This window comes from Telluria sp. LT1R51-2 (genome assembly GCF_059685775.1).
On sequence record NZ_JCASIM010000001.1, the window covers coordinates 2,635,309 to 2,658,939 of the forward strand.

General features: G+C 64.8%; 25 protein-coding genes. 5 read left to right on the plus strand and 20 right to left on the minus strand.

Features of this window, described 5'->3' with window-relative positions; translation table 11 throughout:
- Positions 1 to 2: 2 nt before the first annotated feature.
- Positions 3 to 1,664, minus strand: coding sequence for a hybrid sensor histidine kinase/response regulator (locus tag AC56LH_RS11495; RefSeq protein ID WP_499646118.1), 1,662 nt, complete (start codon positions 1,662 to 1,664; stop codon positions 3 to 5).
- Positions 1,665 to 1,812: 148 nt separating this feature from the next.
- Between AC56LH_RS11495 and AC56LH_RS11500 the strand changes: the two genes are divergently transcribed.
- From AC56LH_RS11500 to AC56LH_RS11515, 4 genes are all read left to right on the plus strand, one after another.
- Positions 1,813 to 2,877, plus strand: coding sequence for a sensor histidine kinase (locus tag AC56LH_RS11500; RefSeq protein ID WP_499646120.1), 1,065 nt, complete (start codon positions 1,813 to 1,815; stop codon positions 2,875 to 2,877).
- On the plus strand, positions 2,865 to 3,581 hold the full coding sequence (locus AC56LH_RS11505; RefSeq protein WP_499646122.1) for a LytR/AlgR family response regulator transcription factor: 717 nt from the start codon (positions 2,865 to 2,867) through the stop codon (positions 3,579 to 3,581). Before AC56LH_RS11500 ends, AC56LH_RS11505 begins: the two co-directional genes overlap by 13 nt.
- 79 nt (positions 3,582 to 3,660) lie before the next feature.
- Positions 3,661 to 4,878 (plus strand): acyltransferase family protein, encoded by a 1,218-nt coding sequence (locus tag AC56LH_RS11510; protein WP_499646124.1) that lies wholly within the window; start codon positions 3,661 to 3,663, stop codon positions 4,876 to 4,878.
- A gap of 117 nt (positions 4,879 to 4,995) precedes the next feature.
- Positions 4,996 to 5,793, plus strand: coding sequence for a hypothetical protein (locus AC56LH_RS11515; protein ID WP_499646126.1), 798 nt, complete (start codon positions 4,996 to 4,998; stop codon positions 5,791 to 5,793).
- Positions 5,794 to 5,844: 51 nt separating this feature from the next.
- Here the strand turns inward: AC56LH_RS11515 and AC56LH_RS11520 are convergent, their stop codons facing one another.
- From AC56LH_RS11520 to leuC, 4 genes are all read right to left on the minus strand, one after another.
- Positions 5,845 to 6,459 carry a flavin reductase family protein gene (locus AC56LH_RS11520; protein ID WP_499646128.1) on the minus strand — a complete coding sequence of 205 codons (615 nt, stop codon included), beginning with the start codon at positions 6,457 to 6,459 and terminating at the stop codon, positions 5,845 to 5,847.
- Between the two features lie 50 nt (positions 6,460 to 6,509).
- A complete protein-coding gene (locus AC56LH_RS11525; RefSeq protein ID WP_499646130.1) occupies positions 6,510 to 7,427 on the minus strand; it encodes a LysR substrate-binding domain-containing protein in 918 nt (305 codons plus the stop codon).
- Positions 7,428 to 7,503: 76 nt separating this feature from the next.
- Positions 7,504 to 8,142, minus strand: coding sequence for a 3-isopropylmalate dehydratase small subunit (leuD, locus tag AC56LH_RS11530; protein ID WP_499646132.1), 639 nt, complete (start codon positions 8,140 to 8,142; stop codon positions 7,504 to 7,506).
- The gene (gene leuC, locus AC56LH_RS11535; protein ID WP_499646134.1) at positions 8,142 to 9,545 is read right to left on the minus strand and encodes a 3-isopropylmalate dehydratase large subunit; all 1,404 of its coding nucleotides are present in this window, start codon (positions 9,543 to 9,545) and stop codon (positions 8,142 to 8,144) included. Before leuC ends, leuD begins: the two co-directional genes overlap by 1 nt.
- A 282-nt stretch (positions 9,546 to 9,827) precedes the next feature.
- Here leuC and AC56LH_RS11540 point away from each other — a divergent pair, with 282 nt between their 5' ends.
- The gene (locus tag AC56LH_RS11540; RefSeq protein WP_499646136.1) at positions 9,828 to 10,784 is read left to right on the plus strand and encodes a Bug family tripartite tricarboxylate transporter substrate binding protein; all 957 of its coding nucleotides are present in this window, start codon (positions 9,828 to 9,830) and stop codon (positions 10,782 to 10,784) included.
- 10 nt (positions 10,785 to 10,794) lie between these two features.
- Here the strand turns inward: AC56LH_RS11540 and AC56LH_RS11545 are convergent, their stop codons facing one another.
- The 15 genes from AC56LH_RS11545 to nuoI form a co-directional block, all read right to left on the minus strand.
- Complete coding sequence (locus tag AC56LH_RS11545) at positions 10,795 to 11,646, minus strand: ion transporter (protein WP_499646138.1); 852 nt, start codon at positions 11,644 to 11,646, stop codon at positions 10,795 to 10,797.
- Between the two features lie 44 nt (positions 11,647 to 11,690).
- Positions 11,691 to 12,245: an NADPH-dependent FMN reductase gene (locus AC56LH_RS11550; RefSeq protein WP_499646140.1), complete on the minus strand. Its 555-nt coding sequence runs from the start codon at positions 12,243 to 12,245 to the stop codon at positions 11,691 to 11,693.
- A gap of 74 nt (positions 12,246 to 12,319) precedes the next feature.
- The gene (locus tag AC56LH_RS11555) at positions 12,320 to 12,625 is read right to left on the minus strand and encodes a hypothetical protein (protein WP_343025379.1); all 306 of its coding nucleotides are present in this window, start codon (positions 12,623 to 12,625) and stop codon (positions 12,320 to 12,322) included.
- A gap of 2 nt (positions 12,626 to 12,627) precedes the next feature.
- Complete coding sequence (locus AC56LH_RS11560; RefSeq protein ID WP_499646142.1) at positions 12,628 to 13,911, minus strand: MFS transporter; 1,284 nt, start codon at positions 13,909 to 13,911, stop codon at positions 12,628 to 12,630.
- Between the two features lie 51 nt (positions 13,912 to 13,962).
- Positions 13,963 to 14,478: a 2-C-methyl-D-erythritol 2,4-cyclodiphosphate synthase gene (gene ispF, locus AC56LH_RS11565; RefSeq protein WP_499579829.1), complete on the minus strand. Its 516-nt coding sequence runs from the start codon at positions 14,476 to 14,478 to the stop codon at positions 13,963 to 13,965.
- Positions 14,479 to 14,499: 21 nt separating this feature from the next.
- Positions 14,500 to 15,249, minus strand: coding sequence for a 2-C-methyl-D-erythritol 4-phosphate cytidylyltransferase (ispD, locus tag AC56LH_RS11570; protein ID WP_499646144.1), 750 nt, complete (start codon positions 15,247 to 15,249; stop codon positions 14,500 to 14,502).
- Positions 15,242 to 15,937 carry a hypothetical protein gene (locus AC56LH_RS11575; protein ID WP_499646146.1) on the minus strand — a complete coding sequence of 232 codons (696 nt, stop codon included), beginning with the start codon at positions 15,935 to 15,937 and terminating at the stop codon, positions 15,242 to 15,244. The genes ispD and AC56LH_RS11575 overlap by 8 nt, the downstream gene beginning before the upstream one ends.
- 5 nt (positions 15,938 to 15,942) lie before the next feature.
- Positions 15,943 to 16,500, minus strand: a complete 558-nt coding sequence (locus tag AC56LH_RS11580) for an NUDIX domain-containing protein (RefSeq protein ID WP_499648453.1) — start codon at positions 16,498 to 16,500, stop codon at positions 15,943 to 15,945.
- Positions 16,501 to 16,556: 56 nt separating this feature from the next.
- Positions 16,557 to 16,883, minus strand: a complete 327-nt coding sequence (locus AC56LH_RS11585; RefSeq protein ID WP_499646148.1) for a DUF2818 family protein — start codon at positions 16,881 to 16,883, stop codon at positions 16,557 to 16,559.
- Between the two features lie 3 nt (positions 16,884 to 16,886).
- On the minus strand, positions 16,887 to 18,401 hold the full coding sequence (gene nuoN / locus AC56LH_RS11590; RefSeq protein WP_499646150.1) for an NADH-quinone oxidoreductase subunit NuoN: 1,515 nt from the start codon (positions 18,399 to 18,401) through the stop codon (positions 16,887 to 16,889).
- 6 nt (positions 18,402 to 18,407) lie between these two features.
- Complete coding sequence (locus AC56LH_RS11595) at positions 18,408 to 19,910, minus strand: NADH-quinone oxidoreductase subunit M (RefSeq protein ID WP_499646152.1); 1,503 nt, start codon at positions 19,908 to 19,910, stop codon at positions 18,408 to 18,410.
- A gap of 22 nt (positions 19,911 to 19,932) precedes the next feature.
- On the minus strand, positions 19,933 to 22,080 hold the full coding sequence (nuoL, locus tag AC56LH_RS11600; protein ID WP_499646154.1) for an NADH-quinone oxidoreductase subunit L: 2,148 nt from the start codon (positions 22,078 to 22,080) through the stop codon (positions 19,933 to 19,935).
- Between the two features lie 39 nt (positions 22,081 to 22,119).
- The gene (gene nuoK / locus AC56LH_RS11605; RefSeq protein ID WP_183557698.1) at positions 22,120 to 22,428 is read right to left on the minus strand and encodes an NADH-quinone oxidoreductase subunit NuoK; all 309 of its coding nucleotides are present in this window, start codon (positions 22,426 to 22,428) and stop codon (positions 22,120 to 22,122) included.
- Complete coding sequence (locus tag AC56LH_RS11610) at positions 22,425 to 23,111, minus strand: NADH-quinone oxidoreductase subunit J (RefSeq protein WP_499646156.1); 687 nt, start codon at positions 23,109 to 23,111, stop codon at positions 22,425 to 22,427. Before AC56LH_RS11610 ends, nuoK begins: the two co-directional genes overlap by 4 nt.
- Before the next feature lie 31 nt (positions 23,112 to 23,142).
- Positions 23,143 to 23,631 (minus strand): NADH-quinone oxidoreductase subunit NuoI, encoded by a 489-nt coding sequence (gene nuoI, locus AC56LH_RS11615; protein WP_183557692.1) that lies wholly within the window; start codon positions 23,629 to 23,631, stop codon positions 23,143 to 23,145.

Consider the following 23,631-nt stretch of genomic DNA (forward strand, 5'->3'; position numbering starts at 1 on the left):
GCCTAGTCCAGCGCCGCCAGCAGGCGGCTCACCGTTTCGGCGGCGATCGGCTTGGTGAAGTGCTGGTCGAACCCGGCCTCGCGCGAGCGTGCCTGGTCTTCTTCCGAACCCCAGCCGGTGACGGCGACGATGGTCATCCGTGCCAGTTCCGGCATGGCCCGCAGGCGCGTGGCCAGTTCGAAGCCCGTCATGCCGGGCATGCCGATATCGAGGAACGCAACGTCCTGCACGAACTCCCGGGCCAGGGTCAGCGCATCGCGGCCGTTGGTCGCGGTGCGGATCTCGTGCGAGTTCAGTTGCAGCAGCAGCGACAGGCTTTCGGCCGCGTCGATATTGTCGTCCACCACCAGGATGCGGTAGGTGCGGCGCTGCGCCGTGCGGCGATCCTGGCGCGCGGTGTCCTCGCCAGGCACCGCCATGCGCGCGCCCAGTGGCAGGCGCACGGTGAACGTGCTGCCAAGGCCGGCGCCGGGACTCTCGGCGCTGACGCTGCCGCCATGCAGCGCCACCAGCTGGCGCACCAGCGACAGGCCGATGCCCAGCCCGCCCTGCGCCAGACCCATATTGCGACCGACCTGGTTGAACATCTCGAAGATCGTGTCCTGGTGCTCGGGCGGAATGCCCACGCCGCTGTCGGTCACCGATACCACCGCCTGCCCGCCGCCACTGCCGCCGCTGCCGCTGTCGCGTTCCTTGCGCACCGTGAGGCGGATGCTGCCGCCGGGCGGCGTGTACTTGGCCGCATTGGTCAGCAGGTTGTTGATCACCTGTGCGACGCGGGTCGGATCGATGTCGAGCAGCAGCGGTTCACCCCACATGGCGACATCGAGCATGTGGCGCGCGCCCTGAATCATCGGCGTGCTGGTCTCGACCGCGCTTGCCACCACACGGTTCAGATCGACCAGCTGCTTGCGGATATCGATCTTGCCGCTGGTGACGCGGGCGACATCGAGCAGGTCGTCGATCAGGTGCGTCATCTGGCGCGTCTGGCGCTCCAGCATTTCGCGCACGCGCTCGATCGTTTCGGGACTGTCGGCGCGCAGGCGCATGATTTCCAGGCCGGTGCGGATCGGCGCCATCGGGTTACGCAGTTCATGCGCCAGCACGGCCAGGAATTCGCTGCGATGACGCGTGGCCTCGGCCGACTCGTGCGCCTGGCGTTGCAGCGCCGCCTCGACACGGTGGTGCTCGCCGGCGTCGATCTCGAAGGCCGTATGGAAGAAACCGTGCACGGTGCCGGTGGCGTCGCGCAGTGGCGAGAAGGCGGCGCTGAAATGGCGTGTGTCGACTGCCGGCACCAGCTGCACATCGTCGAGCCAGGCCGGCGCGCCGGCAAGCGCACTGTCGACCAGCGGCGCCAAGCGCGGCCAGGCGGCGGGGAGGATGCCGGACAGCGGCTGGCCCAGCGCCTGTGGGTACTCTGCCCCCAGCAGCCTGGCATAGGCATCGTTGAACAGCACCGGCATGGCGGGCGATGCAGGCGTGCCCCAGCCGACCAGCGCCGGATGCCGCGCATCGAGCATCAGATCGACTGCGACGCGCAACTCGGGCGGCCAGCTGGCCGCGTCACCCAGTACAGTGGCTGCCCAATCATGGCGGCGCACCAGGGCGCGCATGCCCCCATCGTCGGAGGAAATGGAAGAAGGTCGGACTGGATCGCTCATGGTTGAATTGTCGCATGAACTCGAATTGACAGTCGGCAATTGCGCCTCGGGTGATGCGATGTCATCGCAGCGGCAGTCACCATGCATGCCGCTTTGACACGCGCCAGGGAATGCTGGAAGATCGACCGTCTCCCATTTTGCCTGTCCCATGCCCTCACGCCGCACCCTGCTCGTCGCCGGTATTGCCTGGCTCCTGTTCTGGACGCTGATGGTGCTCGTCGCCGTCGAAGACTACCGGCGCGACGGGGGCGCCGCGCTCTGGCATCCAGTCTTGTGGCAAACGTCATCGGCACTGGTGGCCACCTGTCTGTTCGTGATCCAGCGCCGCTTCAGCGCGCAGCATGACGTGCTGGTTGCCACGCCGTGGCGCTGGTTCGGGCAGCAGGCGCGCTGGCTGCCGCTGTACTGGTTCGGCTTCACGCCGGTCGTGTTCGCGCTGCGCCACGCGGTCTATGCACTGGCCGGCACGCGTTACGAGCACGAGGCCTGGTCCGAGGTGTTCGTCTACGAGGCGCTCAAGATCTCGCTGTTCTTCGGCCTGTTCACGATGATCGGCTTCGGCCTGCTGTCGTATCGCGAGATGATGAAGGAGCGCGTGCGCGCCGAGCAGGCCAGCGCCCTGCTGCGCGAAGCCCAGCTTGAGCGCCTGACGCGCCAGATGCAGCCGCATTTCCTCTTCAATGCGCTCAACACGATTTCCTCGCTGATGCACACCGATGTGGCACGCGCCGATGCGACCCTCGCGCGGCTGGCCGACGTATTGCGCGCGACGCTGGCGCTGGGTGAAAAACCGCAGGCGAGTCTGGGTGACGAATTGCGTCTGGCCCAGGGCTACGCCGCCGTGATGCAGGAGCGTTTCGACGGGCGCGTGACGCTGGCCTGGGACATCGAGCCGGCCGCCCTGCCAGTGCTGCTGCCCGCGATCAGCCTGCAACCGCTGCTCGAGAACGTGTTCAAGCACACGGTGGCGCACCGGCGCGCACCGACGGCGATCCGGGTCGAAGCCAGGATCGTGGACGGCGCGCTGCGCTTGTGCATCGAGGACGATGGCGGCGTGCTGGCGCCATCCGGCACGCCGGGCACGCCGGGCATCACGGTGATCAACCTGCGCACCCGGCTGGCCGCGTTGCACGGCGCGCGCGCGGACCTTGCCCTGCATGCGCTGCTGCCGGCCGGCGTGCGCGCCGAACTGAGGGTGCCATGCGCCTCCTGATCGTCGACGACGAACGGCCGGCGCGCGAGCGCCTGCGCCGCATGCTCGCGCACGAGCCGGGCGTCACGTCGGTGATGGAAGCAGCCGATGGCGTCGAAGCGCTGGCGCTGATCGCACGCGATGCGCCCGACGCACTGCTGCTCGATATCGAGATGCCGGAACTGTCAGGCATCGACGTCGCCGCTTCGCTGCCGGCGCCGGCGCCACTGGTGGTATTCGTGACCGCCTACGATGACTACGCACTGCGCGCGTTCGATGCCGAGGCGGTCGACTATCTGCTCAAGCCGTTCGATGGCGCGCGGCTGCGGCGCACACTGGATCGGCTGCAGAGTCGGCTGAGCGCAGCGGCACACGCGCCGACAAGCAGCGCCACCCCGCCACGCCAGTTGCTAGTGACCGAGCGCGGCGCCACCCGCGTCGTGCCGGTCGCCGATATCGAATGGCTCGAAACAGCCGATAACTACGTCGCGCTGCACACCCGCAACGGCGCACCGCTGCTGCGCCAGTCCCTGGGCACGCTGCTCGCGCAGCTCGGTCCCGCGTTCGTGCGCTGCCATCGTTGCGCGGCGGTGCGCCTGACTGCCGTCGAGCGCATCGTCCCGCACAGCAGGGGCGATTGCACGCTGGTGCTGCACAGCGGCGCCGTCGTCCCATGCAGCCGGCAATACCGGGCGGCCCTGCTCGATCCGCTTCGCCCCGCCTGAAGTCCGGTTCGCCCCATGGCGCTGGCGCCGCCATGCGAGGCTGCGCGATGCTGGGGTCTTCAAATTCCAAGGACTCCCCATGCAGCCATCTGTTCCTGCCACCAGCCAGCGCCTGTACTTTCTCGACTGGGTACGCATCCTGGCGTTTTTCGTGCTGATCGCCTATCACGTGGGCATGTATTACGTGAGCTGGGACTGGCACGTGAAGAGTGCGCACGCCAGCGAAGCGGCCGAACCCTTCATGCTGCTGTCGTCGCCCTGGCGCCTGACACTGCTGTTCTTCGTGGCCGGGGTGGCCTCGCACTTCCTGCTGACACGCCTGGGCCCACAGATCTTCGTGCGCCGGCGCAGCCTGCGCCTTCTGGTGCCGCTGCTGTTCGGGATGCTCGTGATCGTGCCGCCGCAGCCCTATCTCGAAGTGGTTGAAAAACTCGGCTACACGGGCGACTACCTGGCGTTCATGCGGCTGTACCTGGTGGGCTACGACGGCTTCTGCCGCGACGATTGCCTGTCGCTGCCAACCTGGAACCACCTGTGGTTCGTGCTGTACCTGTGGTGCTATACGATGGTGCTTGCCGCCGGCGCGGCGTTGCTGGGAGAACTGCGCATTGCTGCGCTTGCGCGCCGGGTTGGCGCCCTGCTGGACGGGTGGCGCCTGCTGATATTGCCGGTCGTGTTTCTGGGCGTGGTACGCATCCTGTTGCTCGACCGTTTTCCGCAAGACCATTCGCTGACAAACGACTGGTACAACCATGCCACCTACCTGCCCGTCTTCGTGCTCGGTGCGCTGCTGGCGCGCACGCCACGGATCTGGGCCACGATGACGGCGCAGCGCTGGCCTGCGCTGTGCCTTGCCCTGGCGGCCTGGGCGGGAATCGTGCTGTGGCTGCTGGGGTCGCACGAGACCATGGCGCCGCACGAGATCGAACGCTGGCGCACCGGGATGCGGTTCGTGTACGCGCTGTGCGCCTGGAGCGCCATCATCGCCGCCTGCGGCTTTGCACGTTGTCACCTGAACCGCGACGGGCCGGCCCGGCGCTACCTGACCGACGCCGTGTTCCCCGTCTACATCGCGCACCAGACGCTGATCGTCGTGATGGCGCATGCCTTCAAGCCGCTGCAGCTGGCGCCCGGCTTCGAAGCGGCGCTGTTGATGATCCTGACCGCCTGCGGCAGCTTCGCGCTGTACGAGATGGTGCGGCGCGTGCCGCTCGTGCGGCCGTTGTTCGGTCTGGCGCGGCAAGTGCGCATGCCACGGACGACCGAATCCCTGACTGCCACAGCGTTGCGGCAGTAAGCGTCATCCGCACGTTCGGGGTGCACCATATGAGTACGCCTTGGTGAGCGCCAGCGGTCAACCGGGCTGGCCCGATCCTTGCATGTACTAAAGCACACTGAACTGCGGGAGAAGTCGATGTTGACCCAAAACGATGTGCTCGAATACACGGGCATGCATGGCCATATGATCCGCGTGCTGTGGATCGACCGCGCCCAGGCGCTGGCCTGGACGTACCGGCTGGCCAGCCCCTCGGCCCTGCCCGAACCGACGCCCTTGCACGACCTTGAGGACGAACTGCGCAGCGGTGGCGCGCGCCGCCTGCTGGTCGATCCGTTTGCGGCCGCGCCGCCGCAAGAGCCGGTACCGCAAGGCTACCTGGCCCTGCAAGCCAAGGCCTGGTCGGCCGTGCGCACCCTGCACGCCGATCGTCAGGCGCTGTACCAGCCGCGCGAGCGCGCCATCCTGATCGCTGGCTACGCTGCGGCCCATGGCATCTCGAAGTCCAGCATCCTGCGCTACCTGCGCCGCTACTGGGAACGGGGCCAGACGCCGGATGCGCTGCTGCCGGACTACGGCAACTCGGGCGCACCGGGGCGCACGCGCGCCGTCACTGCCGGCATCAAGCGTGGCCGGCCACGCAAGGGCGAGGCCACCGGCACCAATGCCGACGAACGGATGCGCGCAATCTTCCGCGCCGCTGCAGCGCGCTACGCCGCCAGCCACGACGATTTTTCGCGCCGCGCAGCGTATCGCCAGATGCTGGGCGACTTCTTCCAGGGCCAGGACGCGGGCGGCCTGCCGAGCTTCGGCCAGTTCAACTACTGGCTCGAACGCGACGCTGCTGCCCCGCCAGCGGTCACGCTGACACGCCCGTCTGCACCATTGCCGGGCCGCGCTGCACCACGCTTTGCCCATCACGCCGCCATGCCGTAACCCACCAATCCGGTGCGCCGCACGCCACCGTGGTGCGCACCGGATGATCGTCTAGCGCGGCCGATGCATCTGGAACAGCTGTTCCGGCCCGACCGAGAAGTAATCGGCCGGCCCGCCCGCGCGCAGGATATGGCCGGCATTGGCCGTGTCGTAGACACCATCCTTCAGCGACGCTGCGGCGATGTGCACACCCACCACTTCGCCCAATACGAGCCAGGTCGGCACCGTCTCGCCGCTGGCCTGCTGCAGCTGGATGATCTGCGTGACCTTGCATTCGAACGCCACCGGACTTTCGGCCACGCGCGGGGCCGCCACCAAGCGCGATGACGTGGGCGTCAGCCCGGCCAGCGCGAACTCGTCAACCTCGGGGCCGACGGCGGCGCACGACGCATTCATCGCCTCGGCCAGCGGGCGGGTCGCGAGGTTCCACACGAATTCGCCCGTCTCCTGCACATTGCGCAGCGTGTCCTTGGCGCCGATGCTGGCAAACCCGACGATCGGCGGCACGTAATTGAAGGCGTTGAAGAAGCTGTACGGGGCCAGGTTGCGCACGCCGGATGCGCTCAGCGACGAGATCCAGCCGATGGGCCGTGGGCCGACGATGGCATTGAAGGGATCGTGGGGCAGCCCGTGGCCTTGACGGGGTTCGTAGAAATGGATCGACATGGATTGGCTTTTTCTTGAATGGGTTGGAATGGTGTGCGTTCAGGGCGCATTCAGGGCCCGTTGATCGCGCGGGCCGCATCGGCGCTCAGGCAACTGGCCAGCAACCTGACCGGGGCCGGCAGCGCCAGCGTACTGCGCAGCGCAAGCAGCAGCGTGCGCTCGGCCCAGTCGTCGGTCAGCGTGATCAGCTTCAGGCCCATCGAGCGCACGTGCGGTTCGGCGGCCAGGCGCGGCAGCACGCCGATGCCCAGGCCCACCATCACCATGCGGCAGACGGCGTCGAAGCTGCGCACCTGGATACTGAGCTTCAATGGCTTTTCAAGGCGGCTGCATTCGGTGCGCAGCCGTTCGGCCAGCGACGTGGCTTCGGACAGGCTGACGAATTCATAGTCCAGCGCATCGGCCAGCCGCACGCTGTCGTGCGTGGCCAGCGGATGATCGTGCGACACGATCAGGACCAGCCGGTCCTGGCGGTAATCGAAGACGTCGATGTCGCCGACGGCGGTGCGGTCGGCGAACAGGCCGATGTCGGCGCGGTTCTCGCGCACGGCTGCCACGACGTCGCCGCTGTTACGCTCTTCCAGGCTGACGCGGATGCCCGGATGCTCGCGCCGAAAGCGCGTCAGGTCGTCCGGCAGAAACTGCGTGACTGCGGACGTATTGGCCCAGATGCGCACCTGACCCCGGCCGCCGGCAGCGAAGTCGGACAGGTCGCCGGACATCCTGTCGACATCCTGCAGGATGCCCAGCGCGTGCTGAAAACACGAGCGGCCCGCTTCGGTCAGCGTGACGCCATTGGCGTGGCGGTACAGCAGCCGGGTGCCCAGATGCGCCTCAAGGTCCGATACACGTTTGCTTGCTGCGGCGACGGCGAGATTGGATTGCTGGGCGCCGCGCGTGATGCTGCCGGTGCGCGCAATCTCGATGAACAAGTTGAGCGTGACCAGATCAAAACGCGCGTAGTTCAACAGCACTCTCCTTGGATGACGACAGGGTAGACAGCGTGCATCTTGCCACAAGCACGTGGCAGCGTTGCGCGCGGGTTCAGAACACCCAGTCTTCTTCCTTCCTGCGCCATGCTTCATAGGCCCGGATCTTGTCAGCGTGGCCGATCGTCAGCGCGATATCGTCGAGGCCATGCAGCAGCCGGTCCTTGCGCGCCGGGTCCACCTCGAACCGGCTGATGCGTTCGTCGCCTGGCCAGGTGACGGTCTGCGCCGGCAGGTCGACCTTCAGCGAAAAGCCGGGCGTGGCGTCGCACGCCGTGAACAGCGCATCGACCTCGTGGTCCGCGAGCACGATCGGCAGCAAGCCGTTCTTGAAGCAGTTGTTATAAAAAATCTCGGCAAACGACGGCGCGATGAGGACGCGGATGCCGTAGTCGGCCAGCGCCCACGGCGCATGTTCGCGCGAACTGCCGCAGCCGAAATTCTCGCGCGCAAGCAGGATGCTGGCACCCTGGTAGCGCGGCTGGTTCAGCACGAAATCCGGGTTCAGCGGCCGGCCGCTGCAGTCCTGATCCGGTTCGCCGATATCGAGATAGCGCCAGGCATCGAACAGGTTCACGCCGAAGCCGGCGCGGCGGATCGACTTGAGAAACTGCTTGGGGACGATGGCATCGGTATCGACATTGCCGCGATCGAGCGGCACGACCAGTCCTTCGTGTACGGTAAATTGTTCCATCAGCTCCACTCCCGGATATCGACGAAATGCCCCATGACGGCCGCGGCGGCTGCCATTTCCGGACTGACCAGATGCGTGCGGCCGCCCGCGCCCTGGCGCCCTTCGAAATTGCGGTTCGAGGTCGAGGCCGATCGCTGGCCGGGCTGCAGCTGGTCCGCGTTCATGCCCAGGCACATCGAGCAGCCCGGCTCGCGCCATTCGAAGCCCGCCTGGCGGAAGATGGCGTCGAGCCCTTCGGCCTCGGCCTGCTGCTTGACCAGCCCCGAGCCCGGCACCACCATCGCCAGTTGCACGTTGTGCGCGACCTGCCGGCCGCGCACGATGGCAGCGGCAGCGCGCAAATCCTCGATGCGCGAGTTGGTGCACGAGCCGATGAAGACCACATCGACATGGATGTCGGTGATGCGCGTACCGGGCGCCAGGCCCATGTACGACAGCGCGTGCACGATGCCGGCACGCCGGGTCGGGTCCGGCTCGTGCGCCGGATCGGGCACCATGCCGTCGACGGTCGTGACCATCTCGGGCGACGTGCCCCACGTGACCTGGGGCTTGATCGTGGCCACGTCGATCGTCACCACCGCATCGAACACGGCGCCGGGGTCGCTCGCGAGGGTGCGCCAGTAGGCGACGGCGCGCTCCCACTGTGCGCCGCGGGGCGCTTCGGGGCGCCCGTCCAGGTAGGCGAGCGTCTTGTCGTCGACCGCGATCATGCCGCAGCGCGCGCCGGCCTCCACCGTCATATTGCACAGGGTCATGCGGCCTTCCATCGACAAGGCGGTGACTGCCGCGCCGGCATACTCGATCGCATAACCGGTCGCGCCTGCGGTGCCGATCTTGCCGATCATGGCCAGCGCCATGTCCTTGGCCGTCACGCCAGGCGGCAGCACGCCGTCGTAGCGCACCAGCAGGTTCTTCGACTTCTTGCCGAGCAGGCACTGGGTCGCCAGCACATGTTCGACCTCGGACGTGCCGATGCCAAATGCCAGGCAGGCAAACGCGCCGTGCGTGCTTGTATGGCTGTCGCCGCAGACGACGGAGAGGCCCGGCAGCGTGACGCCCTGCTCCGGCCCGATCACATGCACGATGCCCTGGCGCCGGTCCGTCATGCCGATTTCGTCGATCCCGAATTCGCCGCAGTTTTTCGTCAGTGTCTCCACCTGCAGGCGCGAGACGGGATCATCGATGCCGGCCGCGCGGTCGGTAGTGGGGATATTGTGGTCGGCCACGGCCAGGTTCGACGCGATGCGCCAGACCTTGCGGCGGTGCGTGCGCAGGCCTTCAAAGGCCTGCGGGCTCATGACTTCATTGAGCAGATGGCGGTCGACGTACAGCAGCGTCGTGCCGTCGTCCTCGACGTGCACTTCGTGCCGTGACCACAATTTATCGTACAGCGTGTATGCCATGATCTGTCGTCTCCATCGCGATCGTTCGATTGCCGACACTGCCCGCTCTGCGGCGGCGTTGCCGGTGGACCGAGTGTGGCCCGAAACCGCGTGACCGGGGAATCCCTGAATCGGCAATTCCCGTTTCGCGGATGGCGAAGGCTTCGCGGAATGCGAAACCTGCACGACCGATAATACGAATGCCGGACGCGCGAGAAGTCAGTACATTGGCTTGTACCTTGCTGCACCCAAAGCCCGCCCCGGAGAGCGGGTCATGACAGACACATTCACAGGAGACCTACGATGCTTCGCACCCTTGCCGGCAGCATGCTGCTGCTCGCTTCAGCCACAGCCCTTGCCCAATCGCTGCCATCCAAGCCGATCACGCTGATCGTTCCCAACCCGCCCGGCGGCGTGGTCGACACGGCCGCGCGCGTGGTCGCGCAACCGCTCGGGCAGCTGCTCAAGCACACGGTCGTCGTCGACAACCGGCCCGGCGGCAGCGGCAATATCGCCTACCAGACGGTGGCGCGCTCGGCACCCGACGGCGCCACGCTGCTGGTATCGTACTCGGCGTATCACACCGCCAATCCGTCGCTGATGACGAAGCTGCCGTGGGCGCCCAAGGATTTCACGCCCGTTGCGCTGCTGGTCACCGCGACCAATGTCGTGGCCGTGCACCCGTCCCTGCCGGTCAATACGCTGGGTGAACTGGTGGCCTACCTGAAAAAGAACCCCGGCAAGTTCAGCTATGCGTCGCAGGGCAACGGCTCGCTGTCGCATATCGGGACCGAGCTGTTCAAGCAGCAGACCGGCACCAATATGCTGCACGTTCCGTACAAGGGTTCCGGCCAGGCGGTTGCGGACGTGCTATCGGGACGCGTGCACGTGTTCATCACGACGCCGCCATCGGTGATGCAGCATGTCCAGTCCGGCAAGCTGAAGGCGCTGGCCATCGCCGGCAAGGCGCGTCATCCGATGCTGCCGCAGGTACCGACGACGGCCGAAGCGGGCTTCCCCGACTTCACGCTCGAAGCCTGGGTGGGCCTGTTCGCGCCGGCGGGCACGCCGCCGGCTCTCGTCACGCAATTGACCAATGGCGTGAAGGGTGCGCTGGACACGCCGGAAGCGAAAAAGCAGGCCGATGCCCAAGGCGTCGAAATCCACTACCTGAATCCGCCTGCCGTCGCCAGCCTCGTAACGGGCGAGCTCGACTACTGGAACAAGGTCATCAAGAAGGCGAACATTACGCTCGATTGATGCCTTGCCGTCAGGCCTGGTCTGCCGCCAGGCCGGCGCCGCAATCCTTGCAGAACTGCGCGCGCGGATCGTGCCCCGTGCTGCCGCAACTGCTGCAGGTACGCGGTTCGCCGCGCGGCGCGTGGCGCGACAGCTTCTGTGACGTCATTTCGGCGCTGACGATCCCCGTCGGCACCGCCAGGATGCCCCAGCCAAGCAGCATCATGAACGACGCGATTGCCTTGCCCAGATGTGTGTGCGGCGTGATATCGCCATAGCCGACTGTGGTGATCGTCACCGTGGCCCAGTACATCGCCATCGGGATGCTGGTAAAGCCGCTTTCGGGCCCCTCGACCACGTACATGACAGTACCGAGAATCAGGATCAGCATCAGCACGACCGACAGGAACACCATGATCTTGCGCTTGCTGGCCACCAGCGCCTCACCCAGGCGCGTGTACTCGTCGACATAACGCGTGAGCTTGAGGATGCGGAAAATGCGCAGCAGGCGCAGGATGCGCACGTCGAGAAACACCTGACTGCCCGGCACCAGCAGCGAAATCCAGGTCGGCAGCACCGACACCAGATCGATCACACCATAGAAGCTGCGCGCATAGCCCACCGGGCGCTGCACGCAGACCAGGCGCGCGATGTACTCGAGGGTGAAGAAGATCGTGAACGTCCATTCGAGCACCGACATCTGCACCGCATAGCGCCGGCCGATGGCCGGCACGCTGTCGAGCACCACGGTGAGGATGCTGAGCAGGATGATCGCGACCAGCGCGAGGTCGAAGCGGCGCCCGGCCGGCGTGTCGGTGCCGAAGATGACGTCGAACATGCGCGCACGCCAACCACCCGCCGGGCGACCCAGCAGGGTTGGCATATCGCGTGGCGCAGTGGGGACAGGTTGGTTGTCGCTCGCCCGGCTCATCGGGCGTGCTGCGTGACCCAGGCGCCGAAGGCAGCCATGAATTTTTCGAAGAACGCACGCGTGCTGTCGTCGATCAGCCTGTCGCCCTCGTATTTGGCAGCGACGCCGCCGATATACGCTTCCGGCGCCGGCATCGTCGGCATGTTCAGGAACGGCAGCATCTGGCGCAGATGGTGGTTGGCGCCGAAACCGCCCAGGACGCCGGGCGAAACGCTGACCACGGCGCATGGCTTGTCGGCGAACGCCGCCTTGCCATACGGGCGCGAGCCGACGTCGATGGCATTCTTGAGCGAACCCGGTACCGAGCGGTTGTATTCGGGCGTGCAGAACAGGATGCCGTCCGCGCCCCCGATCGCTTCGCGGAACACCGTGAACGCGGACGGCGGCGTGGCGGTGTCGTCGTCCTCGTTGTACAGCGGCAGATCGCCCAGTTCGACGATGGTCAGTTCAAAGCCATCCGGTGCCACGTCGATGAGGCTGTTGGCAACGCGGCGGGTGAACGATTCCTTGCGCAGGCTACCGACGAGGACGGCGATTTTCTTGGTGGTCATGGGGATTCCTTGGTTATGCATGATGTGTATTGTCGATCGCTCATGATAACCAGTTTCACCCCGATGCTGGGCGGCTACAGGCGCAGCCGCCGGTACATCTGCAGGAAGCGCTTGCGCGCCGCCTTGCTCAAGACCACGACCGGATCGCCGTGCCACGCATACAGGAACGGCGCGCCGCCCTGGCGGTCGCTGATGCGCACCGACAGCAAAAAGCACGTGCCCAGCGGGTACTGCGCCAGATCGAGCAGGCGGCGCGAGCACTGCACGCGCATGCCCGTCGAAAACGCCTGCCCCGAGACGGGCGAAATGCACGGCCGGCCGCGCCAGTCCAGGCTGGATTCCACCGCCACCTCGCGGTAGGCCCAGGCATCGCGCGCCATCGTTACGCCTTCGCCAGCGCGGGTGCGCGAACCACGTGCGCCTCGCGGATCGGCAGATTGATCAGCGCGGCGGCTGCAGCCAGGGCCATGTCGGCGTACCACATCCAGCTGTAATCACCCGTGTGGACGACGGCCAGCCCGCCCAGCCAGGCACCGAAGAAGCCGCCGATCTGGTGCGACAGCAGGGTCATGCCGAACAGCGTGGCCAGGTAGCGCACGCCGAACAGCTTGCCCACCAGGCCTGCCGTTGGCGGCACCGTCGCCAACCAGGTAAAGCCCAGCGCGCCGGCAAAAATATAAAAGGTCCCCGCGGTCTTGGGCGCCAGCAGATACAGGCCGACGATGACGACGCGGCTCGCGTAGATCCAGAACAGCAGCGACTTCATGCGATAGCGCGAGGCCAGCATCCCGGCCGAGAGGCTGCCCGCGATGTTGAACAGGCCAATCAGCGCGAGCGCCGTGGCCGACACCGTCGTCGGCAAGCCGCACATGGCGACTTCGCCCGGCAAGTGCGTGACGAGAAAGGCGATGTGAAAGCCGCAGGTGAAAAAGCCCGCATGCAGGCACAGGTAGCTGCGGTCGCGCAGTGCCTGGCGCAGTTGCTGGCCGAGGGCAATGGTGGGTGCTGCCGATGCGGCCGGTGCTGCCGATGCGGCCGGTGCTGCCGATGCGGCCGTCGGCAATGCTGGCGCAACGGCAGCGCGCTTGCGTCGCAGCGGCCAGGCCAGCGGGATGGTGAGCAAGGCGGTCGCGGCCAGCGTCAGCATCGCCACGATCCAGCCGGCACCGGCGATGATCGCGCCCATCAACGGGGCCAGCGCGAACTGGCCGAACGAGCCACCGGCATTGATGAAACCGGACGCGAACGCGCGGCGCTCGGGCGGCAGGCGCTGGGCCGTGGCGCCGATCAGGATCGAGAAGCTGCCCGCCCCTGCCCCGGCCGCCGACAGGAAGCCCATCGTCAGCAACAGCGCCCATTCGGAGCCGACGAACGGCGTGGCCGCCGTGCCGAGCGCCAGCATCACACCGCCCAGGGCGATGACGCGGCCCGGGCCGTACTTGTCAGCCACGGCGCCAAAGACCGGCTGCGCCACGCCCCACATCAGCTGCGCCACCGCCATCACGAAGCTGATCGTGGCGACACCCAGGCCGGTGGCCGTGTTGAGGGGTGACAGAAACAGGCCGCTGGTCAGGCGCGTCCCCGTCGTGATCATCATGACGGCGCTGGCAACCAGGATCAGGGTCCAGGCCGCGCGGGGCGACAGGTGGGCGGGGGCGTTTGTCATTTGGCAATTATAGAGCCACCGCCCCGCCCCAGGCGACGATCAGTCGACAGATTAGTCGGCTGGCATGCGAATCAGCAATGCGGTCGATTGCGCGGCCATGCCCTCTTCGCGCCCGAGGTAACCGAGCTTCTCGTTGGTCTTGGCCTTGATATTGACCTGCTGCGGCGAGACGCCCAGGTCTTCGGCAATGCGCGTGACCATCAGCGGGATGTGCGGCGCCATCTTCGGCTGTTGCGCAATGATGGTCGCATCAATGTTGCCGATCGTGTAGCCGGCGTGCAGCACGCGGTTCGCCACTTCGCGCAGCAGCGTGCGCGAGTCGGCGCCAGCAAACATCGGGTCGGTGTCCGGGAAGTGCTTGCCGATATCGCCCAGCGCGGCCGCGCCCAGCAGCGAATCGATGATCGCGTGCAGCAGCACGTCGGCATCCGAATGGCCTTGCAGGCCCAGGCGGTGCGGGATTGTCACGCCGCCGACGATGAGCTTGCGCCCTTCGACGAGCGCGTGGTTGTCATAGCCGGTGCCGATGCGAAACGGTGGAGTGGGATTGTAGGATGCGAGTGCCATGATGGTCGTTTCTTGTCTTGGTCAGATGGAGGCGTCGGCGGCCAGGTACATCTCGGCGATCCGGATGTCCGATGGCAGCGTGACTTTGAGATTGCGCGGGTGCCCTTCGACCAGCCTGGGGGCCAGGCCAAGGGCTTCGACCGCGCTGGCGTCGTCGGTGATCGCGGCAGGATCGGTCGCCGCGTCGAGCGCGCGGCACAGCAGCGCGTAAGTGAACATCTGCGGCGTCTGGGCCAGCCACAGGTTGGCGCGGTCCACGGTGGCGATGCCGCCCTCGCCCCTGCGCTTGACGGTATCGACCACTGGCAGGGCCAGCAGGCCGCCGGCCGGATGGTCGCCCGTCCCGGTGATCAGGCGTTCGATCAGCGCCGCGTTCAGGCCGGGGCGCGCGGCGTCGTGTACCAGCACGTGGTCGGTATCGGCCAGCGTGGCGCGTACGGCGTGCAAGCCGTTGCGGATCGATTCCATGCGCGTCGCGCCACCGCAGCGCAACACGGTGACGCGGCTGGCGCCAGTCATTGCGTCGGGCAGCACGGCGTCGATGAACGGGTCGTCAGGACTGACGACGACGTAGGTGTGGGCAATCAGCGGGCTGGACAGAAAGGCGTCGACCGTGTGGCGCAGCATCGGCTTGGCGCCGATGGCAAGGTACTGCTTGGGGCTGCGGGCAGCCATGCGTGCGCCGACGCCGGCGGCCGGAATCAGGGCCACGTGGCGACGGCTTGCGTCGGGTTGTTCGTTCATTGTCATCAACAGCTGGTTGTCATCCATTGCGGCGTGCGGTTCTCAGCAACGACTGTACCTCACCTGCACAAACCTTGCCCAGGCGGGCGTACTCCTGCGGCGTGTCGATGGCCGCCTGCAGCACTTCGACCCTGGCCATCTCGCCCTTGATATAAGGCATCCAGCTACGGTCGATCTCGCGCTGCAGCAGCGCCTGCGCCTGGCCGATGGGCGCGTACAGCGGCTTGCCGGCAAAGCGCCCCGCCAGCCGCGCGCGCACGGTCGCCTCGGCCTTGGGCATGAAGCTCTGGTACGTCGTCAGGTGACGCATTTCATGGGCCAGCACTTCGCGGTAGGCGCACGATGCGGGTGGGAATTCGCGGCTGACATACACGACGATGGGCGCGTAATCGAGACTGACGTCAATCCGCGGCGCCACGCATTCGTAACCGGTGGCCGGGTCGGCCAGCATGCGCCCGCCGACATTGATGCGCACCCGTGCTTCGGTGTGGGTCAGGCCCAGCACCCACGAGCCGCGCCGCACGCTGGGCATCAGGCGCGTGAGGTCATAGTACGAGCGCGTGTTGTCGATGCGATAGCCCTGCTCGCGCGTCGACAGTACCGAGATGCTTTCGCCGATCGTGTCTTCGCAGCGCGCCTGCAGCGGCGTGCGGGTCTGGGCCGACGCCGCCGAGATCAATAACGACAGCATTGCTGCCAACAACAGGTGCTGCATCGTGATCAGGCAGGCGTCCAGTCGCCAGCCAGGATTTTCTCGAGCCAGAACGTGCCGATGATCGTCTTGACGTCGGTGATCTCGCCACTGCGCACGAGGTCCAGGAGTTCGGGCAGCGTGACGGAAAACAGTTCAAGGAATTCGCCGGCATCGAGCTGTTGCTCGCCGTGCGTCAGGTCTTCGGCCAGGAAGATCTCGAGGTGCTCGTCCGAGTAGGCAATGGCATTGTGGATGGTGCAGACGAAGCGCCACTTGGCCGCCGTGTAGCCGGTCTCCTCGACCAGTTCGCGCTTGGCGCAATCGAGGTGGTCTTCGCCCGGATCGATTTTACCGGCCGGGAATTCGATGAAGACCTTGCCATTCGGGTAGCGGAACTGGCGTTCCAGCAGGATGCGCCCATCGGGCAGCAGCGGCAGGATGACAACGGCGCCGGGGTGGCGGATGAATTCGCGGTGGCTTTCCTTGCCATCCGGCAGGCGGATCCGGTCGCGTTCGACCTTCAGGAAGGGACCATCGTAGACGACGCTGCCGTCGAGGCGGGTTTCTTTCAGTTCCGACACTATGTGCTCCTTATCGTTGAGGCTGCGATACGGAGCATCATAAGCGAACCTCTCGATTTCTACCTGCGTGGCTTGTGCAGATACCGCATCACGAAGCCGGGAAACGCCAGCACCAGGAACAGGCACCCGGTCACGGCATGAAACTCCCAGGTCTGCACGGCCACCGAGCCGATGCGCGATTCGAGCAGGCGGGCAATGAAGCCCACCACGAAGTACAGGACGATCAGCTCGAGCAGCCGCACCGGGAACGGCTTGGTGCGCCGCTCCCCGGCCGGCTTGCGGCTGGGGAGCGCCACGAGCCCGAACAGGCGCTCGTTGATGAACGGCAGGTTGGCAGCGGCCAGTGCGAGAAGCACCACCAGCCAGGTGGCCAGGTTCAGATCCACGCCTTACTTGGCCAGCGTGGCCTGCATGGCGCTGTAGCAAACGGCCAGCAGGCTGCCCGGGATCACGCCCATCACCACGATCGCCACGCCGTTGAGCGACATGACGATGCGCATGTCCAGCGGGGTCGAAATGGCCGAGGTGTCGGCGGCTTCATCGAACCAGATGGTCTTGACGATGCGCAGGTAGTAGAACGCACCGATCAGCGAGAACATGACAGCCACGACCGCCAGCCACACCATGCCGGTATTGGCCACGGCCTGCAGCACCGCGTACTTGGCGATGAAGCCCACCATCGGCGGCACGCCGGCCAGCGAGAACATCAGGATGGTCATGACAATGGCGAACCATGGGCTGCGCTTGCCGAGACCCTTGAAGTCGCTGATCAGTTCGGCTTCATGGCCGGCGCGTGCCAGCATCATGATCAGGCCGAAGGTACCGACCGTCGTGAGCACATAGATGATCGTGTAGTACATACCGGCGCTGTAGGCGGCAGCAGCATCGGTCAGATCGCTGCCCGTATTGCCCACCACGAGGGCCAGCACGACAAAGCCCATTTGGGCAATGGTCGAGTAAGCCAGCATGCGCTTGATATTGGTCTGCGCGATCGCGGTGATGTTACCGAACGCCAGCGACAGCACGGCCACGACCATCAGCATCTGCTGCCAGTCGAACGCCATCGAAGGCAGTGCTTCGACCAGCAGGCGGATGACGATGGCGAACGTTGCCAGCTTCGGCGCGCCACCCAGCAGCAGCGTGACAGCCGTCGGGGCGCCCTGCACCACGTCCGGCACCCACATGTGGAATGGCACGACGCCGAGCTTGAACGCCAGGCCGGCTACCAGGAACACCAGGCCGAAGACCAGAATCATGCGGTCGGCTTCGCCGGCGCTCGTGACACGGCCGATGGTGTCGATATCGATCGAACCGGTTGCGCCATAGATCATCGACATGCCGTACAGCAGGAAGCCCGATGCCAGTGCGCCGAGGACGAAGTACTTCATTGCCGCTTCGGTCGAGATCGCGTGATCGCGGCGCAGCGCCACCAGCGCGTACAGCGACAGCGACATCAGTTCCAGACCGAGGTAGATCGACAGCATGCTGTTACCGGAGATCATGATCATCTGGCCCAGCATCGAGAACAGTGCGAGCACATAGAACTCGCCGCCCAGGTTGCCCGACATCATGTCGCGCGCACCGACATACTGGCGCGAATAGACCAGGGTCATGGCCGTGGCCAGGTAGGTAAACAGCTTGAGCAGGTTCGACATCGGATCGGACACGTACATATTACTGAACGTGAAGACGGTCGTGCCGGCATTGAAATCGACGAACGAGAACACGGCGCAACCGGCGATTGCCAGCAGCGACAGCGCATACGTCAGATTGCGCTTGCCGGCCTTCAGGTACATATCGATCAGCAGGATCGCCGATGTCGCGATCAGGAGGAAGATCTCGGCATACACCGGCACCAGATTGGTGTCGGCTGCCGATAACAGGGTTGGGGTCATCTCATTCATGGCGTTTTATTGAGGCACTTTGCTGACTGCGACATGTTGCAGGAGATCGGTGACCGACACCTGCAAGGTCTCGGCGATCGGCGCCGGGTACAGGCCCATGGCCAGGGTGGCGATGGCCAGCACCGACAGGATGGCGAACTCGCGCCCGTTCAGGTCGACCAGTTCGGCCACATGCTTGTTGGCGACCGGGCCAAAGATGACGCGCTTGACCATCCACAGCGAATAGGCAGCGCCCAGGATCAGCGCGGTACCCGAAGCCAGGCCCGTCCAGAAGTTGAACTCGACCGCGCCCAGGATGACCATGAACTCGCCGATGAAGCCCGACGTCGCCGGCAGGCCGGCATTGGCCATCGAGAACAGCACGGCGAAGGCAGCGAACTTTGGCATCGTGTTGACGACACCGCCGTAGGCAGCGATTTCACGCGAGTGCACACGGTCGTACAGCACGCCGATACACAGGAACATCGCGCCCGACACGAAGCCGTGCGAGATTGCCTGCATCAGGCCGCCCTGCACGCCCAGGTCGTTGAACATGAAGAAGCCCAGCGTGACGAAGCCCATGTGAGCAATCGACGAGTACGCTACCAGTTTCTTCATGTCCTTCTGGACCAGCGCGACCAGGCCGATGTAGATCACGGCGATCAGCGACAGCACGATGACGACCGGCGCCAGGTACTGGCTTGCGTCCGGGGTGATCGGCAGCGAAAATCGGAGAAAACCGTATGCGCCCAGCTTCAGCATGATCGCAGCCAGCACGACCGAACCGCCGGTTGGCGCTTCGACGTGGGCATCCGGCAGCCACGTGTGCACCGGCCACATTGGCACCTTGACGGCAAATGCCATGAAGAACGCGCAGAAGATCAGGATCTGCTCTTTCATCGTCAGCGGCAGCAGGTGCCAGTCGAGGATGTTGAACGTGCCCGACGCGTTGTACAGGTAGATGATCGCGACCAGCGTCAGCAGCGAACCGAAGAACGTGTACAGGAAGAACTTGAACGCTGCATACACGCGGTTCGGGCCGCCGAACACGCCGATGATGATGAACATCGGGATCAGCGTCGCTTCGAAGAAGAAGTAGAACAGCAGGCCGTCCAGCGCGCAGAACACGCCGATCATCAGACCCGACAGGATCAGGAACGAACCCATGTACTGGGCGACACGTTCCTGGATCACTTCCCAGGCCGCCAGCACGACGATGATCGTGATGAAGGCGGTCAGCGGCACGAACCACAGCGACAGGCCATCGACACCCAGGCGGTAGAAGATGTTGAAGCGATCGATCCAGGCCGCTTGTTCAAAGAACTGCATGCCGTGGGCTGCGTTGTCGAAGTTCGTGATCAGGGGAATCGTCGGCAACAGACTGACGATGGCGCCCACGAGCGAGAGCATGCGTACCATGCCGGCATTCTTGTCGCGGCCGACGGCCAGGACCAGTACGCCGAACAGGATCGGGAGCCAGATGGCCAGGCTCAGGTACGGTGGAAATGTTGAAATTGTAGACTGCATCATTTTTCGTTATCTCTGCCTGTGATTAACCGCGCCAGAACGGGAAGAAGTACAGCATGGCCGCCAGCACGCCAACGATCATCACGAACGCATAGTGGTAGATGTAACCGGTCTGTGCTTTACGGGTGATGGTCGAGAACCAGCCGACTGCCTTGGCGCTGCCGTTGACGACCAGGCCGTCGATCAGGCCGCGGTCGCCTACTTTCCACAGGCCACCGCCCAGCAGCAGCGAGCCGCCGGCGAAGACTTTCTGGTTGAACGCATCCATGTAGTACTTGTTGTCCAGCAGGGTGTGCAGCGGCTTGAACTTGGCATAGAACCAGGCCGGCACGCGTGGGTTGATCATGTAGCAGTAGTAGGCGGCAACGACGCCAGCCAGTGCCAGCCAGAACGGTGCGGTCTGCAGGCCGTGCAAGGCCATCGCGGCAGCGCCGTGGAACATCTCGCCAAGTTCGGCCATGGCCGGGTGGTTCGGGTTCACGGTGATGACGCCATCGAAGAACGTGCCATGCAGCATCGGCTGGATCGTGAAGAAACCGATCAGCATCGATGGAATCGCCAGCAGGACCAGCGGCACCGTCACGACCCATGGGGACTCGTGCGGCTTCTGGCCCGGGGCCAGGCCGTGGTGGCCGTGGTCGTCGTGCGCGTCTTCCTCGTGATGCGAACCGGAATCGTGCAGTGCGTGCGGCTCGTCATGCTCGTGACCAGCGGTCGCCTTGTGGTGCGTGTCATGAGCAGCATGAGTTGCGTGAGTTGCGTGAGCATCATGATGATCATGCGCATGAGCTTTGCCGAAACGCTCTTCGCCGTGGAACACGAGGAAGTACATACGGAACGAGTAGAACGCCGTGACGAATACGCCGGCCAGCACCGCGAAGTTCGCGAAGCCGGTACCTGGCAGATTACTTGCGTGCACTGCCTCGATGATCGAATCCTTCGAGTAGAAGCCCGAGAAGAACGGCGTACCGATCAGGGCCAGCGAACCGATCAGCGAAGTGATCCAGGTGATCGGCATGTACTTGCGCAGGCCGCCCATGTTGCGCATGTCCTGGTCGTGGTGCATGCCCATGATGACCGAGCCGGCGCCAAGGAACAGCAGCGCCTTGAAGAACGCGTGCGTCATCAGGTGGAATGCGGCGACCGAGTAGGCCGACACACCCAGTGCGACGGTCATGTAACCCAGCTGCGACAGCGTCGAGTAAGCAACCACGCGCTTGATGTCGTTCTGGATGATGCCCAGGAAGCCCATGAACAGCGCGGTGATCGAACCGATGACGATGATGAACGACAGCGCGCCATCGGACAGCTCGAACAGCGGCGACATGCGCGACACCATGAAGATGCCGGCGGTAACCATCGTTGCGGCGTGGATCAGTGCCGAGATCGGGGTCGGACCTTCCATCGAGTCAGGCAGCCAGACGTGCAGCGGGAACTGCGCCGACTTGCCCATCGCGCCGATGAACAGGCAGATACAGGAGGCGGTCAAGAGCGGCCAGTCGGTGCCCGGCACGGTCATCAGGGCCAGCTGGTCGGCCTGCGCGAACACTTCGGCGTAGTTCATCGTGCCGGCGGCGGCCAGGATCAGGCCGATACCGAGGATGAAGCCGAAGTCGCCGACGCGGTTGACCAGGAACGCCTTCATGTTGGCGAAGATCGCCGTTGGACGCGTGTACCAGAAGCCGATCAGCAGATACGAGACCAGGCCCACTGCTTCCCAGCCGAAGAACAGCTGCAGGAAGTTGTTGGACATGACCAGCATCAGCATGGCGAACGTGAACAGCGAGATGTACGAGAAGAAGCGGTTGTAGCCGTCATCCTCGGCCATGTAGCCGATCGTGTAGATGTGCACCATCAGCGACACCGACGTGACGACGCACATCATCATCGCGGTCAGGGTGTCGATCTGGAAGCCGACGGCCAGCTTGAGCGTGCCGACGGTCATCCAGGTGTACAGGTCCTGGTTGAGCTTGAAGCCGTCGAGCGCGGCCATCAGGGTCATGACCGAGATGACCAGCGCGATCGCCACGCCGAGGATGGTCGCGGTATGCGACACCTTGCGGCCGACGACATTGCCCAGGAACTTGGTACCCAGCAGACCGGCAATTGCCGAGCCTGCGAGCGGTGCCAGTGGCACTGCCAGTAAGAGTGAGGTTGAAATTTGCCCCGCCATGTTGAACCTTATTCGTTATAAGTTATCGAGCGAGACCGATCAGCCTTTGAGGCTGTCGAGGTCTTCCACGTTGATCGTGTCCAGATTGCGGAACAGGACCACCAGGATCGCCAGGCCGATTGCACTTTCGGCGGCCGCGACGGTCAAAATGAAGAACACGAAGATCTGCCCCGCCGCGTCGCCCAGGTAGTGGGAAAACGCGATGAAGTTCAGGTTCACCGCCAGCAGCATCAATTCGATGGCCATCAGCAAGATGATGATGTTCTTCCGGTTCAGGAAGATACCGACCACCGAGATCGCGAACAGGATCGCGCCCAGGATCAGATAGTGTGCGAGGGAGACGGTCATTTGCTTTCCTTCGGTTCGGCTGGGGCAGCTGGCGCGGCAGCAGCAGCGGCTGCAGCGGCCTTCGCCACATTCGCGGCATCGATGGCCGGCTGGTTCACGGTCGCAACCTTGATGATCTTCAGGCGGTCGTTGCGTTTTACACGCACGGCGTCGGCCGGATCGATGGCCTTGCTGTCCTTGCGGCGGCGCAGCGTCAGGGCAACAGCAGCGATGATTGCCACCAGCAGCACCACGGCAGCGATTTCAAAGCCGTAGATGTAGCGGGTATAGATCTGCATGCCCAGTTCCTTGGTGCCGCCGATGTTCAGGGCAGCCGCTTCCGGCGTTTGCTGGAAGTTGCTGTAGCCGTGCCACAGCACCGCGCCCATCTCGAGCACGATCAGGGCGCCAACGCCGGCTGCCAGTGGCAGGAAGCCCCAGAAGCCTTCGCGCATACGGTCGATATTAATATCGAGCATCATGACGACGAACAGGAACAGCACCATGACGGCGCCGACGTAGACCAGCACCAGCACGATGGCGAGGAACTCGGCCTTCAACAGCAGCCAGATACCGGCTGCGTTGAAGAAGGCCAGCACCAGGAACAGCGCGGCGTGAACCGGGTTCTTGGCGGTGATGACGCGCAGGCCTGCCAGCACCATCACGGCCGCGAACACGTAGAACAAAATATCAGTAAATGTCATGACTAACCCAGGAGCCTCTTGTAATTAACACTTAGCGGAACTTGGCGTCCGCCTCGCGGGCAGCGGCAATCTCGGTTTCGTAGCGGTCACCCACGGCCAGCAGCATCTCTTTGGTGTAATAGAGGTCGCCGCGTTTTTCGCCGTGGTATTCCAGCACGTGCGTTTCGACGATCGAATCAACCGGGCACGATTCTTCGCAGAAGCCGCAGAAGATGCACTTGGTCAGGTCGATGTCGTAACGCGAGGTGCGGCGGGTGCCGTCTTCGCGCTGGGTCGACTCGATCGTGATCGCCATGGCCGGGCAGACTGCTTCGCACAGTTTGCAGGCGATGCAGCGCTCTTCCCCGTTGGGGTAGCGACGCAGCGCATGCAGACCGCGGAAGCGGTTCGACATCGGGGTCTTTTCTTCCGGGTACTGGACCGTAATCGAGCGCGACAGAGCGTAGCGGCCGGTCAGGGCCAGGCCCTTGATCAGCTCGGTCAGCATCAGGCTGCCGAGGATTTCTTTCATACGTGACAT

What these genes read in the sequence shown, in the direction of transcription:
- AC56LH_RS11520 (WP_499646128.1), bottom strand. Translation starts at nt 6,459, where the DNA reads ATGTCGATCCATTTCTACGAACCCCGTCAAGGCCACGGGCTGCCCCAC.
- leuC (WP_499646134.1), bottom strand. Translation starts at nt 9,545, where the DNA reads ATGGCATACACGCTGTACGATAAATTGTGGTCACGGCACGAAGTGCAC.
- AC56LH_RS11510 (WP_499646124.1), top strand. Translation starts at nt 3,661, where the DNA reads ATGCAGCCATCTGTTCCTGCCACCAGCCAGCGCCTGTACTTTCTCGAC.
- ispD (WP_499646144.1), bottom strand. Translation starts at nt 15,249, where the DNA reads ATGGATGACAACCAGCTGTTGATGACAATGAACGAACAACCCGACGCA.
- AC56LH_RS11610 (WP_499646156.1), bottom strand. Translation starts at nt 23,111, where the DNA reads ATGACATTTACTGATATTTTGTTCTACGTGTTCGCGGCCGTGATGGTG.
- nuoK (WP_183557698.1), bottom strand. Translation starts at nt 22,428, where the DNA reads ATGACCGTCTCCCTCGCACACTATCTGATCCTGGGCGCGATCCTGTTC.
- AC56LH_RS11505 (WP_499646122.1), top strand. Translation starts at nt 2,865, where the DNA reads ATGCGCCTCCTGATCGTCGACGACGAACGGCCGGCGCGCGAGCGCCTG.
- leuD (WP_499646132.1), bottom strand. Translation starts at nt 8,142, where the DNA reads ATGGAACAATTTACCGTACACGAAGGACTGGTCGTGCCGCTCGATCGC.
- AC56LH_RS11495 (WP_499646118.1), bottom strand. Translation starts at nt 1,664, where the DNA reads ATGAGCGATCCAGTCCGACCTTCTTCCATTTCCTCCGACGATGGGGGC.
- AC56LH_RS11555 (WP_343025379.1), bottom strand. Translation starts at nt 12,625, where the DNA reads ATGGCGCGCGATGCCTGGGCCTACCGCGAGGTGGCGGTGGAATCCAGC.
- AC56LH_RS11540 (WP_499646136.1), top strand. Translation starts at nt 9,828, where the DNA reads ATGCTTCGCACCCTTGCCGGCAGCATGCTGCTGCTCGCTTCAGCCACA.
- nuoI (WP_183557692.1), bottom strand. Translation starts at nt 23,631, where the DNA reads ATGTCACGTATGAAAGAAATCCTCGGCAGCCTGATGCTGACCGAGCTG.
- AC56LH_RS11545 (WP_499646138.1), bottom strand. Translation starts at nt 11,646, where the DNA reads ATGCCAACCCTGCTGGGTCGCCCGGCGGGTGGTTGGCGTGCGCGCATG.
- AC56LH_RS11595 (WP_499646152.1), bottom strand. Translation starts at nt 19,910, where the DNA reads ATGATGCAGTCTACAATTTCAACATTTCCACCGTACCTGAGCCTGGCC.
- AC56LH_RS11500 (WP_499646120.1), top strand. Translation starts at nt 1,813, where the DNA reads ATGCCCTCACGCCGCACCCTGCTCGTCGCCGGTATTGCCTGGCTCCTG.
- nuoL (WP_499646154.1), bottom strand. Translation starts at nt 22,080, where the DNA reads ATGGCGGGGCAAATTTCAACCTCACTCTTACTGGCAGTGCCACTGGCA.
- ispF (WP_499579829.1), bottom strand. Translation starts at nt 14,478, where the DNA reads ATGGCACTCGCATCCTACAATCCCACTCCACCGTTTCGCATCGGCACC.
- nuoN (WP_499646150.1), bottom strand. Translation starts at nt 18,401, where the DNA reads ATGAATGAGATGACCCCAACCCTGTTATCGGCAGCCGACACCAATCTG.
- AC56LH_RS11550 (WP_499646140.1), bottom strand. Translation starts at nt 12,245, where the DNA reads ATGACCACCAAGAAAATCGCCGTCCTCGTCGGTAGCCTGCGCAAGGAA.
- AC56LH_RS11515 (WP_499646126.1), top strand. Translation starts at nt 4,996, where the DNA reads ATGTTGACCCAAAACGATGTGCTCGAATACACGGGCATGCATGGCCAT.
- AC56LH_RS11575 (WP_499646146.1), bottom strand. Translation starts at nt 15,937, where the DNA reads ATGCAGCACCTGTTGTTGGCAGCAATGCTGTCGTTATTGATCTCGGCG.
- AC56LH_RS11560 (WP_499646142.1), bottom strand. Translation starts at nt 13,911, where the DNA reads ATGACAAACGCCCCCGCCCACCTGTCGCCCCGCGCGGCCTGGACCCTG.